Annotated in this window: 16 protein-coding genes; all 16 read left to right on the plus strand. The window is 41.9% G+C overall.

Features of this window, described 5'->3' with window-relative positions; translation table 11 throughout:
- The first annotated feature begins 4 nt into the window (after positions 1 to 4).
- The 16 genes from BAE31_RS04670 (at position 5) to BAE31_RS04745 (ending at position 18637) form a co-directional block, all read left to right on the plus strand.
- Positions 5 to 2032 (plus strand): chemotaxis protein CheA, encoded by a 2028-nt coding sequence (locus BAE31_RS04670; protein ID WP_041109011.1) that lies wholly within the window; start codon positions 5 to 7, stop codon positions 2030 to 2032.
- A gap of 24 nt (positions 2033 to 2056) precedes the next feature.
- Entirely contained in the window at positions 2057 to 2518 is a 462-nt protein-coding gene (locus BAE31_RS04675; RefSeq protein ID WP_024424157.1) for a chemotaxis protein CheW, read from the plus strand.
- A gap of 12 nt (positions 2519 to 2530) precedes the next feature.
- A complete protein-coding gene (locus BAE31_RS04680) occupies positions 2531 to 3157 on the plus strand; it encodes a chemotaxis protein CheC (protein WP_024424156.1) in 627 nt (208 codons plus the stop codon).
- Positions 3157 to 3657: a chemotaxis protein CheD gene (locus BAE31_RS04685; RefSeq protein WP_024424155.1), complete on the plus strand. Its 501-nt coding sequence runs from the start codon at positions 3157 to 3159 to the stop codon at positions 3655 to 3657. Before BAE31_RS04680 ends, BAE31_RS04685 begins: the two co-directional genes overlap by 1 nt.
- 24 nt (positions 3658 to 3681) lie before the next feature.
- Positions 3682 to 4449, plus strand: coding sequence for a FliA/WhiG family RNA polymerase sigma factor (locus BAE31_RS04690; protein WP_024424154.1), 768 nt, complete (start codon positions 3682 to 3684; stop codon positions 4447 to 4449).
- 21 nt (positions 4450 to 4470) lie between these two features.
- Complete coding sequence (locus BAE31_RS04695) at positions 4471 to 5010, plus strand: Swarming motility protein SwrB (protein ID WP_076839574.1); 540 nt, start codon at positions 4471 to 4473, stop codon at positions 5008 to 5010.
- 155 nt (positions 5011 to 5165) lie between these two features.
- Positions 5166 to 5900 (plus strand): 30S ribosomal protein S2, encoded by a 735-nt coding sequence (rpsB, locus tag BAE31_RS04700; protein WP_024426991.1) that lies wholly within the window; start codon positions 5166 to 5168, stop codon positions 5898 to 5900.
- A 91-nt stretch (positions 5901 to 5991) separates the two neighbouring features.
- Positions 5992 to 6873 carry a translation elongation factor Ts gene (tsf, locus tag BAE31_RS04705; protein ID WP_024424151.1) on the plus strand — a complete coding sequence of 294 codons (882 nt, stop codon included), beginning with the start codon at positions 5992 to 5994 and terminating at the stop codon, positions 6871 to 6873.
- 134 nt (positions 6874 to 7007) lie between these two features.
- Entirely contained in the window at positions 7008 to 7730 is a 723-nt protein-coding gene (gene pyrH, locus BAE31_RS04710) for a UMP kinase (protein ID WP_008344767.1), read from the plus strand.
- Position 7731: 1 nt separating this feature from the next.
- Positions 7732 to 8289, plus strand: coding sequence for a ribosome recycling factor (gene frr / locus BAE31_RS04715; RefSeq protein WP_024424150.1), 558 nt, complete (start codon positions 7732 to 7734; stop codon positions 8287 to 8289).
- Positions 8290 to 8419: 130 nt separating this feature from the next.
- The gene (locus tag BAE31_RS04720) at positions 8420 to 9202 is read left to right on the plus strand and encodes an isoprenyl transferase (protein WP_024424149.1); all 783 of its coding nucleotides are present in this window, start codon (positions 8420 to 8422) and stop codon (positions 9200 to 9202) included.
- 12 nt (positions 9203 to 9214) lie between these two features.
- Complete coding sequence (locus tag BAE31_RS04725; protein ID WP_024424148.1) at positions 9215 to 10009, plus strand: phosphatidate cytidylyltransferase; 795 nt, start codon at positions 9215 to 9217, stop codon at positions 10007 to 10009.
- A gap of 39 nt (positions 10010 to 10048) precedes the next feature.
- On the plus strand, positions 10049 to 11200 hold the full coding sequence (dxr, locus tag BAE31_RS04730) for a 1-deoxy-D-xylulose-5-phosphate reductoisomerase (protein ID WP_041109015.1): 1152 nt from the start codon (positions 10049 to 10051) through the stop codon (positions 11198 to 11200).
- A 6-nt stretch (positions 11201 to 11206) separates the two neighbouring features.
- Entirely contained in the window at positions 11207 to 12472 is a 1266-nt protein-coding gene (rseP, locus tag BAE31_RS04735; RefSeq protein ID WP_087975441.1) for an RIP metalloprotease RseP, read from the plus strand.
- An 80-nt stretch (positions 12473 to 12552) separates the two neighbouring features.
- Positions 12553 to 14250: a proline--tRNA ligase gene (locus BAE31_RS04740; RefSeq protein ID WP_076839576.1), complete on the plus strand. Its 1698-nt coding sequence runs from the start codon at positions 12553 to 12555 to the stop codon at positions 14248 to 14250.
- A 73-nt stretch (positions 14251 to 14323) separates the two neighbouring features.
- Entirely contained in the window at positions 14324 to 18637 is a 4314-nt protein-coding gene (locus tag BAE31_RS04745) for a PolC-type DNA polymerase III (protein WP_076839578.1), read from the plus strand.
- Positions 18638 to 18727: the final 90 nt, after the last annotated feature.

The raw sequence follows: 18727 nt of genomic DNA on the forward strand, positions 1-18727 counted from the left end.
CACGTTGGATGTAAACCAATACTTAGATATCTTTTTAGATGAAAGCAGAGAACACTTACAAACTTGTAATGAAAAACTTCTTGATTTAGAAAAGAACCCAACCGACTTGCAGCTAGTGAATGATATATTCAGAGCGGCTCATACATTGAAAGGCATGAGTGCAACGATGGGCTTTGATGATATGGCTCACTTAACGCATCATTTAGAAAACATGTTTGATGCTATCCGTAATGAACAAATGATTGTCACTCCTGAGTCAATGGATACGATGTTCGAAGCACTCGATCATCTTGAAGCAATGGTTCAATCGATTGCAGAAGGAGGAGACGGGAAACGTGATGTCACAGAGATTAGTAAAAAGCTAGATGTGACAGGAAGCCATGCTGAGGCAGCTTCTAGCGTTGAAACAGCAGATGCATCAGCTGCTGCTAATGACTTAGATTATAACGAATTTGAACGAACGGTTCTTGATGAAGCGAGAGAGCAAGGCTTTAAATGCTATGAACTTAACGTGACATTAAGCGAAGCGTGCTTACTAAAAGCCGTTCGTGTCTATATGATTTTTGAAAGATTAAATGAAGCAGGCGAGGTTGTCAAAACTGTTCCAAATGCAGAACTGTTAGAATCAGAAGATTTTGAATCTGAATTCAGCATTTCTTATCTTTCTAAACAGCCGATGGACGAAGTGCAGAAAATCGTCACGGCGATCTCAGAGGTTGAGAAGGTTGAGATCTCTGAAGTCTCCGCATTTGAAGAAGCAGCTCCGGCTGAAAAGCAAGAGGCGCAGCCTGAACAGAAAAAAGAAGAAGTATCGGTTCCTGCTGCGAAAGCGCCAGCAAATGATGCGCCAAAAGCAAATGGCAATAACGGTGCAGCTGCCGGCGGAACGAAAACAATTCGTGTCAACATCGACCGTCTTGATTCTCTTATGAATCTTTTTGAAGAACTTGTGATTGATAGAGGCCGTTTAGAACAGATTGCGAAAGAACTAGAAAATAACGAACTCACAGACACAGTCGAAAGAATGACTCGTATTTCTGGAGACCTGCAATCAATCATCCTGAACATGAGAATGGTACCTGTGGAAACTGTCTTTAACAGATTCCCGCGTATGATTCGTCAATTGACGAAAGAGCTTAATAAGAAAATTGAGCTGATTATTGAGGGTGCTGAGACGGAGCTTGATCGAACAGTGATCGACGAGATTGGTGATCCGCTCTTGCACTTACTCAGAAACAGTCTAGATCACGGGATTGAATCACCAGAAGAACGTGTGAAAAAAGGCAAGCCGGAAAAAGGTACGGTTCTATTAAAAGCGTACCATAGCGGAAACCATGTCTTCATTGAAGTAGAAGATGATGGTGGCGGAATTAACCGTAAAAAGGTGCTTGAAAAAGCATTAGAGCGCGGGGTTATCACAGAAAGAGAAGCAGAAACACTTGAAGATCATCAAATTGATTCATTGATCTTTGCAGCAGGATTCTCTACAGCTGATACGATTTCTGACATCTCAGGCCGCGGTGTAGGTCTTGACGTTGTGAAAAACAAGCTGGAATCACTTGGCGGATCTGTAAGCATTAACTCAACAGAAGGACAGGGTTCACTATTTTCGATCCAGCTTCCGCTTACATTATCGATTATTTCCGTTCTTCTTGTAAAACTAGAAGAGGAAACATTTGCGATTCCGATTTCTTCTATTATTGAAACGGCTGTCATTAAGAAAAGTGACATCCTGCAAACGCATGATCGTGAAGTGATTGATTTCCGCGGATTTATCGTACCGGTCGTGTACTTGAAGAAACAATTCAACGTACCAAATGCGAATGAATTAGAGGAAGAGCTGCACATCATTGTTGTTCGTAAAGGAGACAAGCTGACAGCATTTGTGGTCGATTCATTTATTGGTCAGCAAGAGGTTGTATTGAAATCACTAGGAGATTATCTGCCAAACGTATTTGCGATATCCGGCGCAACGATCCTAGGTGACGGTCAAGTTGCACTCATCGTTGACTGTAATGCACTGATCAAGTAAAAAACAATAGAGGAGCGGTCTGAAATGAGTACAGATATCAAAACTGGCGAAAAGATGATTGTGTTTATCGTAAACAAAAAAGAATACGCCATTTCAGTATCAGAAGTAAAGTCCATTGAAAAATGGCAGCAGCCGACAAGAGTTCCTGGCGTTGCCCCTTATATATGCGGTGTTATTAATTTACGCGGTGTCGTGACACCTGTCATTGACCTGAGAGTCAGACTTGGCTCTACTGACAACGAAATTACAGATGAAACAAGAATGATCATTGTACAAGTTGGTGACATTGAAGTCGGCTGGATTGTTGATGAAGCAAATGATGTCATAACCGTCCATCAGGAAGAAGTAGAATCTTCTCCTGAATCAGCTGAAAAAGAAGGACAGTCATGGGTGACAGGTATCATTAAGCATGATCAGCGTCTTTTCAATATCATTCATGCCGGTGCTGTCCTCGACAAGAGCGTTCAAGGTGCACCTGTTCATTAAGGGGGATGTGAAATGAGCATTTTCAACGAAATTAAAGATGAACAGCTAGATATTTTAGGAGAGGTTGGGAATATCGGGGCAGGCCACGCAGCGTCTGCTCTTGCCAACCTATTGGATCGCAAAATAGATATGGCTGTTCCTTTTGTCAAGGTTCTCTCGTTTGAAGATTTAATGGATTTCTTTGGCGGTGCAGACCTTCCTGTTGCAAGCATTTTCCTGCGAATGGAAGGGGATTTAACCGGCTCAATCTTTTTCATTATGCCGTTTGAGCAAGCAGAGCAATTTGTAAGAGAGCTTGTCCAGGATCCGGCATTTGATATTGATACGATTCATGAACATGAGATGGGGACGTCAGCACTTCATGAACTTGGAAATATTTTAGCAGGCTCTTATTTATCAGCGCTTGCCGATTTAACCAAATTGCAGCTTTACCCAAGTGTTCCAGATGTCACGCTCGATATGTTCGGGGCTGTCATTAGTGAAGGGTTGATGCAATTCAGTCCTCTTGGCGATCAGGCGATTGTGATTGATACATCTATTTTTGATGATCAAAATAAGCAAGAGCTGAAAGGAAATATGTTTCTATTACCAGACTTTGAATCGTTTGAAAAACTATTCAAAGCATTAGGTAACCTATAATGAACGTGCAAATTCCGGCAGTTGTAAAGGTTGGTATTGCGGATGTTCAGCTTGTTAAATCACCGGACCGTATTCGGACATCCGGTCTTGGTTCCTGCGTAGGGCTTGTCTTGTTTGATCAAGACAAAAAGCTGGCAGGCCTTGTCCATGTTATGCTTCCAGATTCCTCTCTTTCAAAAGGGGCGGTGGAGAATTTGGCTAAATATGCAGATACAGGTGTCAAGCATACAATTGATCTGCTCTTAAAAGCAGGCGCACGCAAACATGCGCTAAAGGCAAAACTTGCCGGCGGGGCGGAAATGTTTAAGTTTAAGTCAACCAATGATCTAATGAGAATTGGACCTAGAAACGTTTCAGCTGTAAAAGAACATCTGTCTCTTCATCATATCCCGATTATTAGTGAGGATACAGGCGGAAACAGTGGCCGTACGATTGAATTCGATCCGCTTACGGCAGAGCTTGAGATCCGTACTGTGAAGCAAGGCATTATGAAGATATAACTAAGGAAGTATAGGGGGATAAAGATGCAATCCTTAAATTACGAAGATCAGGCGCTATGGGCTAGATGGAAAGAGTGGAAAGACCCAGCTGCTGGAGATGATCTTATGCGCCGCTATATGCCGCTCGTCACATATCATGTTGGAAGAATTTCCATCGGTCTCCCGAAGTCAGTGCATAAAGAAGACTTGATCAGTCTAGGGATGCTCGGTTTATATGATGCCCTTGAAAAATTTGATCCCGGAAGAGATCTGAAGTTTGATACATATGCATCCTTCAGAATCCGCGGGGCCATTATCGACGGTCTTCGTAAAGAGGACTGGCTGCCTCGTACATCAAGAGAAAAAACAAAAAAAGTAGAAGCGGCTATTGAAAAGCTTGAACAGCGTTATTTGCGTAATGTGACGCCGACAGAGGTGGCTGAGGAACTCGGCATGAGTGAACAGGATGTCGTCACAACGATGAATGAAGGATTCTTTGCAAATCTGCTCTCAATCGATGAGAAGCTGCATGATCAAGAAGACGGAGAGAACGTCCAAGTCATGATTCGCGACGAGAAGTCTGTGACTCCAGAAGAGAAAATGCTGAAAGATGAATTAATTGAACAGCTTTCTGAAAAAATCACAGAGCTTTCAGAAAAAGAAAAGCTTGTGATCAGTCTTTTCTATAAAGAAGAACTGACATTAACGGAAATCGGTCAAGTGCTCAATTTATCTACCTCGCGCATTTCGCAAATTCATTCAAAGGCCTTGTTCAAGCTTAAGCATCTGCTTGATAAAGCCATTCAATCTTAAAGAGTTAGTGAGTGAAAAAATATGTTATGGCTGATTAGCTTCATGCTTCATGCTGCACTTATTTATTTTGTGATTATTTTATATACGAGAATGAATTCGCTGAAGGCAACAGAACAAAAGCAGCGAGAACTTCTAGAAGAAACGGAAAATACCCTGGCTGCATTTTTGATGGAGGTCAAAGAAGAGAATGACAAACTATCAAAAGTGGCAGCCGCTTCCCCTGATTTTTCTGCTGAAGAGCTGAAATCGGATCTTCAGACACCAAAGCAGCCACAACCACCAATTGAATCCCAGCAATCGGTCGAAAGTGAAGATCCCGTACCAGAGCACCTGCCGGCTCTCCTTAGCGAAGTTGAGGTGCAGGAAGAGAAGGTAAACGACCCCGTTCCACAACTTGAAACAGAGGCTTCTCTGCCTTCTAAAAGTGAAATAGAAGAAACATTCGAGGACCAAGTGAAGACCCTATATGATGAAGGGCGGTCACTAGAAGAAATAGCGAAAGAAATGAAAACTGGCAAGACAGAAATCGAGCTTTTATTAAAATTTAGCGGAAAGCTGTAAAGGATTCTTGATTGTCAGTCCATCATGTGTTATATTATTTCTTGGTGTTAAATACACACGCTTAATGATTCGTATAAAGGTGCTGCCGTGGCGCAGTTTTATGTGAACATGACTTAAGCGGAGGAAAAAAAACCATTATATTAGGAGGCAACAAAATGTCAGTTATTTCTATGAAACAATTGCTAGAAGCTGGTGTTCACTTCGGTCACCAAACTCGCCGTTGGAACCCAAAAATGAAGCGTTACATCTTTACAGAGCGTAACGGTATCTACATCATCGACCTTCAAAAAACGGTGAAAAAAGTAGAGGAAGCTTACAACTTCACGAAAAACCTTGCTGCTGACGGAGGAAAAATCCTATTCGTTGGTACGAAAAAGCAAGCACAAGATTCAGTGAAAGAAGAAGCAATCCGTTCTGGTATGTTCTATGTGAACCAACGCTGGCTTGGTGGAACTTTAACAAACTTTGAAACAATCCAAAAACGTATTAAACGTTTAAAAGATATTGAAAAAATGCAAGAAAACGGTACATTCGAAGTTCTTCCTAAGAAAGAAGTCGTTCAACTGAAAAAAGAATTAGAGCGTCTTGAAAAATTCCTAGGCGGAATCAAAGACATGAAGAGTCTTCCGGATGCACTTTTCATTATCGACCCTCGTAAAGAGCGTATTGCAGTTGCAGAAGCTCGTAAATTGAATATCCCAATCATCGGTATCGTTGACACAAACTGTGATCCAGACGAAATTGATGTTGTGATCCCTGCAAACGATGATGCAATCCGTGCTGTAAAACTTCTAACTGCTAAAATGGCAGATGCGATTCTTGAGTCTAAACAAGGCGAAGAAGAAGCTGTTGTAGAAGAAACGACAGAAACTGAAACAACAACTGCGTAACCTATTCAAAAGGTGATAAGAGGGAAATGCCTTTTATCACCTTTTTTTCACCTAGTAATCCGTGTTTTAACATAGAAGGAGGAAATGTAAAATGGCAATTACTGCTCAATTAGTTAAAGAACTGCGTCAAAAAACTGGTGCAGGTATGATGGACTGTAAAAAAGCGTTAACAGAAACTGATGGTGACATCGAGAAAGCAATCGACCTTCTAAGAGAAAAAGGAATCGCAAAAGCTGCGAAAAAAGCAGACCGTATTGCGGCAGAAGGATTAACTCTTATCAAAACTGACGGCAACACAGGCGTGATCCTAGAAGTGAACTCTGAGACTGATTTCGTTGCGAAAAACGAAGGATTCCAAGCACTTCTTAACGAACTTGCTGATCATTTGCTTGCTGCTAAACCTGCAACACTTGAAGAAGCTCATGCTTCTAAAATGGAAAACGGTTCAACAGTCGAAGAGCATATCACATCTGCAATTGCGAAAATCGGAGAGAAAATCACTCTACGCCGTTTCTCTGTCATCACAAAAGAAGATAATGCTGCATTCGGTTCTTACCTGCACATGGGCGGACGTATCGGTGTGTTAGCTGTTCTTAATGGAACAACTGACGAAGAGCTTGCAAGAGACATCGCAATGCACGTTGCAGCTGTAAACCCTAAATACATTTCTCGTGACCAAGTGTCAGAAGAAGAAGCAAACCGTGAGCGTGAAGTACTAACACAGCAAGCGCTTCAAGAAGGAAAGCCTGAAAACATCGTAGCTAAAATGGTTGAAGGCCGTCTAAACAAATTCTTCGAAGAAATTTGCTTACTTGACCAAGCGTTCGTTAAAAACCCAGATGAAAAAGTGAAACAAGTTGTAGCTGCGAAAAACGCAACTGTTCAAACTTATGTTCGCTATGAAGTGGGCGAAGGTATCGAAAAACGTCAAGACAACTTTGCTGAAGAAGTTATGAGCCAAGTGAAAAAATAATGTTTGAAAAGCTCTCTGGGGCTTTTTTAGGGAGCACAAGCACTGTGTTCCCTATTTTTTAGAGGATATTGATTTACAAAAGGCAGTTTCTTACGCATAATAAGAGACGGTATAGTATACACTTGGAGGTTATCATGAGCAAACCGAAATATAATCGCATTGTACTGAAGCTAAGTGGCGAAGCACTAGCGGGTGATGCTGGAAATGGAATTAACCCAACTGTCATTCAATCAATTGCAAAGCAAGTAAAAGAAATTGCAGAGCTTGATGTTGAAGTTGCAGTCGTTGTAGGCGGAGGAAACCTTTGGCGCGGGAAGACAGGCAGTGATCTAGGAATGGACCGTGCAACAGCAGACTACATGGGGATGCTGGCAACAGTGATGAACTCACTGGCGTTACAGGACAGCCTAGAAACGCTTGGCATTCAGTCTAGAGTGCAAACCTCTATTGAAATGAGACAGGTTGCAGAGCCATACATAAGAAGAAAAGCGATCCGTCATCTTGAGAAGAAACGTGTCGTCATTTTTGCTGCTGGAACAGGAAACCCTTATTTCTCTACAGATACTACGGCAGCACTTCGAGCAGCAGAAATTGAAGCAGATGTCATTTTAATGGCGAAAAATAATGTAGATGGTGTCTACAGTGCTGATCCTCGTACAGATGCGGATGCAGTAAAATATGATAAGCTTTCATATCTTGATGTACTTAAAGAAGGGCTTGCTGTAATGGATTCTACTGCGTCCTCATTATGTATGGACAATGACATTCCATTAATCGTCTTCTCCATTATGGAAGAAGGAAATATTAAACGTGCCGTAAACGGCGAATCAATCGGAACGATCGTGAGGGGGAAATAACGTGTCAAAAGAAGTGTTGAACCAAACGAAAGAAAAAATGGAAAAAGCCGTACAAGCATACGGACGTGAGCTTGCAACTGTTCGTGCTGGCCGTGCAAATGCTTCACTGCTTGATAAAGTGACAGTGGATTATTACGGTGCACAAACACCGCTTAACCAAATTGCGTCGATCACAGTGCCAGAAGCACGTATGCTGATTATCACACCTTACGATAAAACAGCAATCGGTGATATCGAAAAAGCGATCCAAAAGTCTGATCTTGGCATCACGCCAACAAGTGACGGAAATGTGATCCGCATTGCGATTCCTGCGCTGACAGAAGAAAGACGTAAAGAGCTTGTGAAAGTCGTAAAAAAATACTCAGAAGAAGCAAAAGTAGCTGTTCGTAACGTGCGTCGTGATGCAAACGATGATTTGAAAAAGCTTGAGAAAAATGGGGAGATCACTGAAGATGAATTAAGATCATCGACAGAGGATGTTCAAAAATTGACAGATGAATATGTTGCTAAAATTGATGACGTGACGAAAGATAAAGAAAAAGAAATCATGGAAGTTTAAGAAAAAACTATGTACAATAGATAATAGTGAAAAGACCCTCTTCATGTTTACAGGGGGTTTTTTTGTTAATACTGTTGATGACTATATTATTTAGCGGGAACGCAACCTTTTTGGGTGATGGAGGAATCTCATGCTCAATATACTCAAAAATTGGAAGAATCAGCAAACAGCAGCTTCCAACTTAGAAAGCCTAACAAAAGAAGACATATTAAATGGAGAAATTCCTGAACATATCGCCATTATCATGGATGGGAACGGAAGATGGGCGAAAAAACGTGCTCTTCCACGGGTAGCAGGTCATCATGAAGGAATGAAAGTCGTCAAGCGCATGACAAAGCTTGCAAATGAGCTGAATGTCAAAGTGCTGACTTTGTATGCTTTCTCTACAGAAAATTGGAAACGTCCAAAACTAGAAGTAGACTTTTTAATGAAACTTCCTGAAGAATTTTTAAACATCTACCTGCCTGAACTCATCGAGGAGAATGTCCGTGTGCGTTTAACAGGTGATCCAGACGGCCTCCCGCAGCATACGAAAAAAGCGGTAGAGAACGCAGTAAAGAGTACGGCGAATAACGACGGGCTCGTTTTGAATTTTGCGCTAAACTATGGAGGGCGCACAGAAATCGTCTCCGCATGCAGACAAATTTCTGAAAAGGTCAAAGAAGGTAAGCTTCGAGCAGAAGACATCACAGAAGAGATGTTTTCAGCTTATTTAATGACAGAATCTCTTCAAGATCCGGATTTGCTCATTCGCACGAGTGGAGAAATTAGATTAAGCAACTTTATGCTTTGGCAAATTGCGTACAGCGAGTTTGTCTTTACGGATGTGCTTTGGCCTGACTTTTCTGATGAGCACCTTATAGGCGCTATCGGAGAGTACCAGCGCCGCGGCCGGAGGTTCGGTGGAATTTAGAGGGTGGTGCAGATGAAACAAAGAATTTTGACGGGTGTTTTGGCAGCTGCAGTCTTTTTGCTTGCAGTTATATATGGACAGATGCCATTTACCCTGCTGATTTATTTAATGGGAAGTGTCGCTCTCTTTGAGCTTTTAAGAATGAAAAAGATCTCGATTTTCAGCTTTCCTGGTATTGTCAGCTTAATATTGCTTTGGCTTTTAATGGGCGGAGACAACAGCTTCTTCCCAAACGTGGACGCATCAAAAATGCAGATTGCTTTATTTGCAGTCTTAATACTTTTAACTTATACAGTTTTGAGCAAAAACTCTTTCACATTCGATGAGGTTGCTTTTGTTGTATTAGCCACATTATATATTGGCGTTAGTTTCTATTATTTTATCCAAATTAGAGGCTTATATGGCATGAGTGCGATCTTCTTCGCAGCAGTGATTATTTGGTCTACTGACTCAGGAGCCTATTTTATTGGGAAATCTATGGGGAAACGAAAGCTTTGGCCAGAAATCAGCCCAAACAAAACAGTAGAAGGATTTATCGGCGGAATCGTCACAGCGGTCGTGTTGTCACTTGTGTTTCAGGCGGTTACAGGATTTTTGCCATCATATCTGCTTGTGATGTTTATTACTCTTTTACTCAGTATCTTTGGACAGCTTGGCGACCTTGTGGAATCTGCTTTAAAGCGTCATTATCACGTGAAGGATTCAGGGACAATTCTCCCTGGCCATGGCGGGATTTTGGACAGGTTTGACAGCTTTTTATTCGTTCTGCCGTTTTTATACTTACTGCTCGCAACGTTTGCCAGCTAACCTCATAGAAACTTATTGAACGAGAGAAGGAGTGGCAATTTGAAATATATTTCGCTATTAGGCGCAACAGGATCAATTGGAGAACAAACGTTAGATGTGATCAGGCAGCACCCGGACAAGTTTAAGCTGAAAGCCATGACATTTGGCAGAAATATAGCAAAGGCGATTCCGATCATTGAGCGCTTTCAGCCTGAATTCGTCGGATGTGTAGACGAAGAAACCTATCACATGCTAAAAAATCATTCATTTGCATACGATGTGAAGCTGGCTGCTGGTGATGAAGCCAACATCGAGGCAGCGACCTATGATGCAGTGGACGTAGTGGTCAATGCACTTGTAGGAAGTGTTGGACTTGTTCCAACATTAAAGGCCATTGAACAAAAAAAGACGATTGCTCTCGCAAATAAGGAAACACTTGTGACAGCTGGTCATATAGTAAAAGAGTACGCTAAAACATATGATGTACCTTTACTTCCTGTCGATAGTGAGCATTCCGCTATTTTTCAATGCCTGCAAGGTGAACAAGCTAAAAATATTGAACGCTTAATCGTGACAGCTTCAGGTGGTAGTTTCCGAGATAAAAAACGAACTGAACTTGAAGGTGTTACGGTTGAAGAAGCGCTGAACCACCCGAACTGGTCGATGGGAGCGAAAATCACCATTGATTCAGCGACGATGATGAATAAAGGGCTCGAGGTGATCGAGGCACATTGGTTGTTTGATATCCCTTATGAACAAATTGATGTGCTGCTACATAAAGAGAGCATTATCCATTCGATGGTGGAATTTCACGACAAAAGCGTCATGGCTCAGTTAGGGACACCAGACATGAGAGTGCCTATTCAATATGCACTCACATACCCTGACAGGGCGCCGTTACAAGAAGCGAAATCATTGAACCTTTGGGAGATTGGACAATTGAATTTCCAAAAAGCGGATTTTGACAGGTATCGCTGCTTACATTTTGCTTATGAATCAGGTAAAATAGGAGGGACAATGCCTGCTGTACTTAATGCAGCAAATGAAATGGCAGTCGATGCATTTCTGAAAGGCAAAGTAACGTTCCTGCAAATTGAAGAATTGATTGAAAAGGCACTAATCAGACATCATGTGATTTCAACGCCTAGTTTGCAAGATATCCATGAAGTGGACAAAGATACACGAGACTTTGTTCAATCAATCCTCACATAAGGTGGTATGTTCGTGAATACAGTGATTGCGTTTATTATTATTTTTGGAACGCTCGTTTTTTTCCACGAGCTTGGCCATTTAATTATGGCGCAGCGCGCGGGGATTTTATGCCGCGAGTTCGCAATTGGTTTTGGGCCGAAGATTTTCTCCTTTAAACGAAAAGAAACCGTTTATACCATTAGACTTCTCCCTATTGGCGGATTTGTTAAAATGGCTGGAGAGGACCCTGAAGTTATCGAAATTAAACCAGGTCATACAGTGGGGCTCTTATTCAATGAGCAAAATGAAGTAGAAAAGATCATTTTAAATGATAAAGAAAAATATCCTGATGCACTTGTCATCGAAGTTGAGCAAATTGATTTAGATCATGCTATGAGAATCTCGGGATATGAAGCTGGAAATGAAGATATTCTGACTGGCTACAATGTCAGTCAAACAAGCTTCTATATTGCAGATGGTGAAGAAATTCAAATCGCACCATACAATCGTCAATTTGGTTCAAAAACAGTTTGGCAGCGAATTAAAGCCATCGCAGCTGGACCGATTATGAACTTTATCCTGGCGTATGTGATTTTGGTTGCTTTAGGTTTTATTCAAGGGGTAACCGTTGATGATCCTGTACTCGGTAAGCTGACGAAAGACGGCCGGGCGGCTGAGGCTGGACTCATGCAGGGAGATCACATCGTGTCCATTAACGGCGAGAAAATGAATTCTTGGACAGACGTCGTTCAAACAGTTCAAAAGAACCCTGAGAAAAAAATGAATGTCGTCATTGACCGAGACGGCAAAGAAAGCACTGTGCAGGTTGTACCTGAAGCTGTAAAAGCAGATGGGAAAAGCATTGGCCGTTTCGGATCATATCCGCCAACGGAAAATGGATTTTTGAAAGTTATTTCATCTTCTGGAACAACTGTCATTTCAACGGCAGGTCTGATCTTAACGAACTTGCAAAAAATTGTCACAGGACAATTTTCACTAGACATGTTAGCAGGTCCTGTTGGAATTTATGACATGACAGGAGAAGTAGCCAAACAAGGTGTGTTAACATTAATGCAGTTTGCGGCGTTCCTCAGCATCAACCTAGGCATCGTGAATTTGTTACCGATTCCTGCATTAGACGGAGGACGTTTACTATTCTTATTTGTTGAAGCCATTCGCGGTAAACCTATTAATCGTGAGAAGGAAGCACTTGTTGTCTTTATCGGTGTTGCTTTCCTCATGCTGTTAATGTTAGTGGTAACGTGGAATGACATTCAGCGGTTATTTTTATAAAAACCATTCTCTCTTGTTTCTCATTCCGGGAAACAAGAGTTTTTGTGAGAAGTCCTATTTCATAAATGAGGTGTAACGACATGAGACAATCCCTGACTTTTATTCCAACTCTTCGAGAGGTGCCGGCAGATGCTGAGGCAAAAAGTCATCAACTCTTAGTAAGAGCTGGGTTTATTAGACAAAATACAAGTGGAATCTATCATTATCTGCCGCTTGCGCATAAAGTCATTCAGCATATTCAATCGATCGTCCGCAAGGAAATGGAAAAGGCAGGCGCAGCTGAGCTGTTAATGCCAGTGCTGCAGCAGGCGGAAATGTGGCAAGAGTCAGGAAGATGGTATACATACGGTCCAGAACTGATGCGTATGAAGGATCGCCATGGCCGCGAATTTGCGCTTGGCCCAACCCACGAAGAAGTGATCACATCACTAGTACGCAGCGAAGTGAAATCGTATAAGAAGCTTCCTTTAACTTTATATCAAATTCAATCAAAATTCCGTGATGAACAGAGACCGCGCTTTGGACTGCTGCGCGGACGTGAATTTATTATGAAGGATGCATACTCATTCCATTCTTCACCAGAAAGCCTTGATGAGACATACAACAAAATGTTTACGGCTTACTCTAATGTGTTCTCAAAAGTGGGTCTCAATTTTAGACCGGTCATTGCAGATTCTGGGGCAATGGGAGGAAAAGATACGCATGAGTTCATGGCGCTCTCAGAAGTCGGAGAGGATACCATCGCTTATTCTGATACTTCCTCATATGCTGCAAACATTGAAATGGCTGAGGCTGTATATCACGGAGAAGAAGCAAATCCTGCGGACTTCAAAGAGCTTGAAAAAGTCCACACGCCGCAAGTGAAAACCATTCAAGATGTGGCTGGATTTTTAGAAGTTGACCCTTCTGCTTGCATTAAATCTGTTTTGTTTAAAGCAGATGATGCGTATGTTCTCATTCTTACTAGAGGCGATCATGAAGTAAATGATGTGAAAGTGAAAAACTTGGTAGGAGCACAGCTTGTCGAGCTTGCTTCACGCGAAGAAGTGCTGAAAGTCATTGGAACTGAGCCTGGATTTGTTGGACCTGTTAAACTGGAAGCAGAAGTCGATATTTATGCGGACCTTGCTGTGAAGGGAATGACAAATGCAGTCGCTGGTGCAAACGAAGCGGATTATCATTATGTCAATGTCAATCCTGCACGTGACGTGTCAGTAAAAGAATTTACAGATCTTCGCTTGATTCAAGAAGGAGATGTTTCTCCAGATGGGGAAGGCACAATCCAGTTTGCAAAAGGGATTGAAGTAGGACAAGTCTTTAAACTCGGCACTCGTTATTCTGAGTCAATGGATGCAACTTACCTTGATGAGAATGGACGTGCGCAGCCAATGATTATGGGCTGCTATGGCATCGGTATCTCTAGAACGCTGTCAGCGATTGTTGAACAGCATCACGATGAGAAAGGAATCATTTGGCCGGAAACAGTGGCACCATATGACCTTCACCTCCTTGCATTAAATATGAAAAACGACACGCAGAAAGAACTGGCGGAAACGTTGTACGAGCGCTTAGAAGATGAAGGCTTTGATGTACTTTTTGATGACCGCCAGGAGCGTGCAGGAGTGAAATTTGCAGACAGTGATTTAATTGGACTGCCAATTCGTATTAGCTGCGGAAAACGTTCAGAAGAAGGTATAGTAGAAGTGAAGTTTAGAAAATCAGGTGAATCACATGAAGTATCTGTTGATGATCTGATTTCATTTATACGCCAAGCATAAAGCGAACAAAAAAATGAAGGTACCTCCTGTAGAAAAGAGGTACCTTTCTGATTGACAAAAGGAGGGTCCTGTCTTGGATGAACAATTACCGATCACACGGCGGCAATTTCATATATTACTCAATCAAATTCAAATGACAGATGATGACCTCAGTCGTTACTTTGAAGAAGGGGAAATCGTCAAATTGACCGTGCACAAGGCGACGAAAACATGGCATTTCCTTTTTAAATTTAAGGCGCTTTTGCCTTACAAAGTATACACCATGTTTCTCAGCAGGCTGACAAATGCATTTTCACATATTGCACAAATCACTTGTACGATTGAAGTGAGTGATCCGCACATATCTGAAGAACTCGTGCAATCGTACTGGTCACATTGTGTGGAAGAACTTCAAGGAATTTCTCCCCCAATCATCAGCTTGCTTCAGCAGCAAAAACCATCGCTGTCTGGACATAAAATCATCATTAAAACGAAAAGCGAAACAGAGGCACTCGCTATTAAGAAGAAGTACAGCCCGATGCTCCAGGCCGCATTTAAACAAGTGGGCTTTCCAGAGCTGCAATTCGATACAGAAATTTTTGTATCAGATCAAGAGATTCAGAAGTTCAGAGAACAAAAGCTTGCTGAAGATCAAGAAAGAGCCATGCAAGCCCTCACTGAGATGGAGAAGAAAGAAAGTGAGGAGCAGAATGAAGCTCCGTCAGGCCCTCTGATGATTGGCTATCAAATCAAAGACAATGAAGAAATTCGTACGCTTGATAGTATCATGGACGAGGAGAGAAGAATCACCGTTCAAGGCTACGTATTCGATGCAGAAACGCGGGAGCTGAAAAGCGGGAGAACGCTTTGTATCTTTAAGATCACAGATTATACAAACAGTATTTTGATCAAAATGTTTGCAAGAGAAAAAGAAGATGCTCAGCTGATGAAATCATTGAAAAAAGGCATGTGGGTGAAAGCAAGAGGGAGCATTCAAAATGATACGTTTGTCAGAGATCTTGTCATGATCGCCAATGATGTCAATGAAATGAAACCGCAGCTGAAAGAAGATACAGCACCTGAGGGTGAAAAGCGTGTGGAGCTTCATTTACATTCCCCTATGAGCCAAATGGATGCTGTCACTGGCATTGGCAGACTTGTTGAACAAGCAAAAAAATGGGGGCATGAAGCAATTGCCCTGACAGATCATGCCGTTGTACAATCCTTCCCAGATGCGTATGCAGCAAGTAAAAAGCATGGCATCAAAATGATGTACGGTGTGGAAATCAACTTAGTAGACGACGGGGTACCGATTGCATATAACCCAGAGCACCGCTTGTTAGAGGATGCGACGTATGTCGTATTCGACGTCGAGACAACTGGACTTTCAGCTGTTTATGACACAATTATTGAGCTTGCAGCAGTGAAAATAAAAGGCGGGGAAATCATTGACCGCTTTGAGGCATTTGCAAATCCCCATCACCCGTTATCAGCGACAACCATCGAATTAACAGGTATCACCGATGATATGGTGAGAGATGCACCAGATGTCGTCGACGTCGTACGGGATTTCAAAGAATGGATTGGACAAGATATCCTTGTTGCGCACAATGCGAGCTTTGATATGGGCTTTTTAAATGCAGCGTATAAACGCCTGTTAAAAACAGATAAAGCGTCAAACCCTGTCATTGATACACTTGAACTTGGCCGGTTCCTTTACCCAGAATTTAAAAATCACCGGCTGAACACCCTTTGTAAAAAGTTCGATATTGAACTGACGCAGCATCACCGGGCGATTTATGATGCAGAGGCGACAGGCTATCTCATGCTGAAGATGCTAAAAGATGCGGCTGAAAAAGAGATTGCCTATCACGATCAATTGAATGAAAACATGGGGCAGTCGAATGCTTACCAGCGCTCACGTCCTTACCATGCGACTTTGATTGCTCAAAATGAGACAGGTCTTAAGAATTTATTTAAGCTTGTTTCACTTTCTCATATTCATTATTTCTACCGGGTCCCGCGTATTCCGCGCTCTCAGCTTGAGAAATATCGAGAAGGTTTAATTGTTGGGTCTGCTTGTGATAAGGGTGAGGTATTTGAAGGAATGATGCAAAAGTCACCTGATGAGGTGGAAGATATTGCAGCATTTTATGACTATTTAGAGGTACATCCGCCGGAAGTGTATCAGCACCTGCTGCAGCTAGAGCTTGTTCGAGATGAACGTGCGTTAAAAGAAATTATCACAAACATTGTCAAGCTTGGCGAAAAGCTGAATAAACCAGTTGTGGCGACTGGAAATGTACATTACCTGCATCCAGAGGACAAAATTTATCGTAAAATCTTAATTTCATCACAGGGTGGAGCGAATCCGCTGAACCGCCATGAACTGCCAAAAGTTCATTTTAGAACGACAGATGAAATGCTCGAAGCCTTCTCCTTCCTAGGAGACGAAAAAGCGAAAGAGATCGTCGTAACAAATACGCAAAAAGTATCTGAGATGGTCGAAAGCATTAAACCTATCAAAGATGATCTTTACACACCAAAAATTGAAGGTGCAGATGAAGAAATACGGGAAATGAGCTATCAAATGGCGCGCAGCATCTACGGGGATGACCTGCCGAAAATCGTAGAAGACCGCATCGAGAAAGAATTAAAAAGTATTATCGGTCATGGCTTCGCCGTTATTTACTTAATCTCTCATAAGCTCGTAAAAAAATCACTTGATGATGGATATCTCGTTGGTTCAAGGGGATCTGTCGGCTCATCTCTTGTTGCGACATTAACAGAGATTACTGAAGTAAATCCACTTGCACCTCATTATGTATGCCCAAGCTGTAAGCACTCTGAGTTCTTTAATGATGGATCTGTTGGTTCAGGCTTTGACCTTCCTGATAAGGACTGTCCAGAATGTGGAGCGCCGTATAAAAAAGATGGACATGATATTCCGTTTGAAACGTTCTTAGGTTTTAAAGGAGACAAAGTCCCTGATATTGACTTGAACTTCTCAGGCGAATATCAGCCGATCGCACATAACTATACGAAAGAGTTGTTCGGTGAAGATTATGTATACCGAGCAGGTACAATTGGTACCGTTGCAGAAAAAACAGCATATGGTTACGTAAAAGGCTATGCAGGAGATCATAACCTTCATATGAGAGGCGCTGAAATCGACCGGCTTGTACAAGGCTGTACAGGAGTAAAACGGACAACAGGCCAGCATCCAGGCGGAATTATCGTTGTGCCTGATTATATGGACATTTACGATTTCTCACCTATTCAATACCCAGCAGATGCGACAGGTTCCGATTGGAAGACGACACATTTTGATTTCCATTCGATCCACGATAACTTGCTCAAGCTGGATATTCTTGGGCACGATGATCCAACGGTCATTCGTATGCTTCAAGATTTAAGCGGAATCGATCCAAAAACGATTCCAACAGATGACCCTGAAGTCATGAAGATTTTCCAAGGGACAGAGCCACTAGGTGTCACAGAAGAGCAAATTGGCTGTAAAACAGGTACACTCGGTATCCCGGAATTTGGGACAAGATTTGTTCGGCAAATGCTAGAGGATACAAAACCAACGACCTTCTCAGAGCTTGTTCAGATTTCTGGACTATCACACGGTACGGATGTTTGGCTCGGAAATGCGCAAGAGCTCATTCACAATAAAACGTGTGAACTAAGTGAAGTAATTGGGTGCCGTGATGATATTATGGTCTATCTCATCTATCAAGGCTTAGAGCCGTCACTTGCCTTTAAAATTATGGAATCTGTTCGTAAAGGAAAAGGACTTCCTCCTGAATGGGAAGAAGAAATGAAGAATAATAATGTACCAAACTGGTATATTGATTCTTGTAAAAAAATTAAATACATGTTCCCTAAAGCCCACGCGGCTGCTTATGTGTTAATGGCTGTTCGTATTGCTTATTTTAAGGTGCATCATGCACTCCTGTACTATGCGGCTTACTTTACCGTTCGTGCGGATGACTTTGATATTGAAACAATGACAAAAGGATCGAATGCGATTCGAGCCGTTATGGACGATATTAATTCAAAAGGTTTAGATGCATCACCGAAAGAAAAGAACCTATTAACTGTACTAGAGCTTGCCCTTGAAATGTGTGAAAGAGGCTACCACTTCAAAAAAGTTGACCTTTACCGCTCAAGTGCAACAGAGTTTATCATTGATGGAGACGGATTAATACCGCCATTCAACTCGATCCCTGGCCTCGGTACAAACGTTGCATTAAATATTGTCCGCGCGCGGCAAGATGGGGAATTCCTCTCAAAAGAAGATTTACAAAAACGCGGAAAAGTGTCGAAGACCATCCTTGAATATTTAGATCGTCAAGGCTGTTTAGAAGCACTTCCTGATCAAAACCAGCTTTCTTTATTTTAATGTGATAAATAAGAGCGCCCTAAAAGGGCGTTCTTTTCTCTATATACAATAATTTTATTATGTTAACTAATAAAGATTTCTTATCAATTG

The organism is Bacillus sp. I-2, assembly GCF_001974945.1.
GTDB classification, from domain to species: Bacteria; Bacillota; Bacilli; order Bacillales; family Bacillaceae; genus Bacillus; species Bacillus safensis.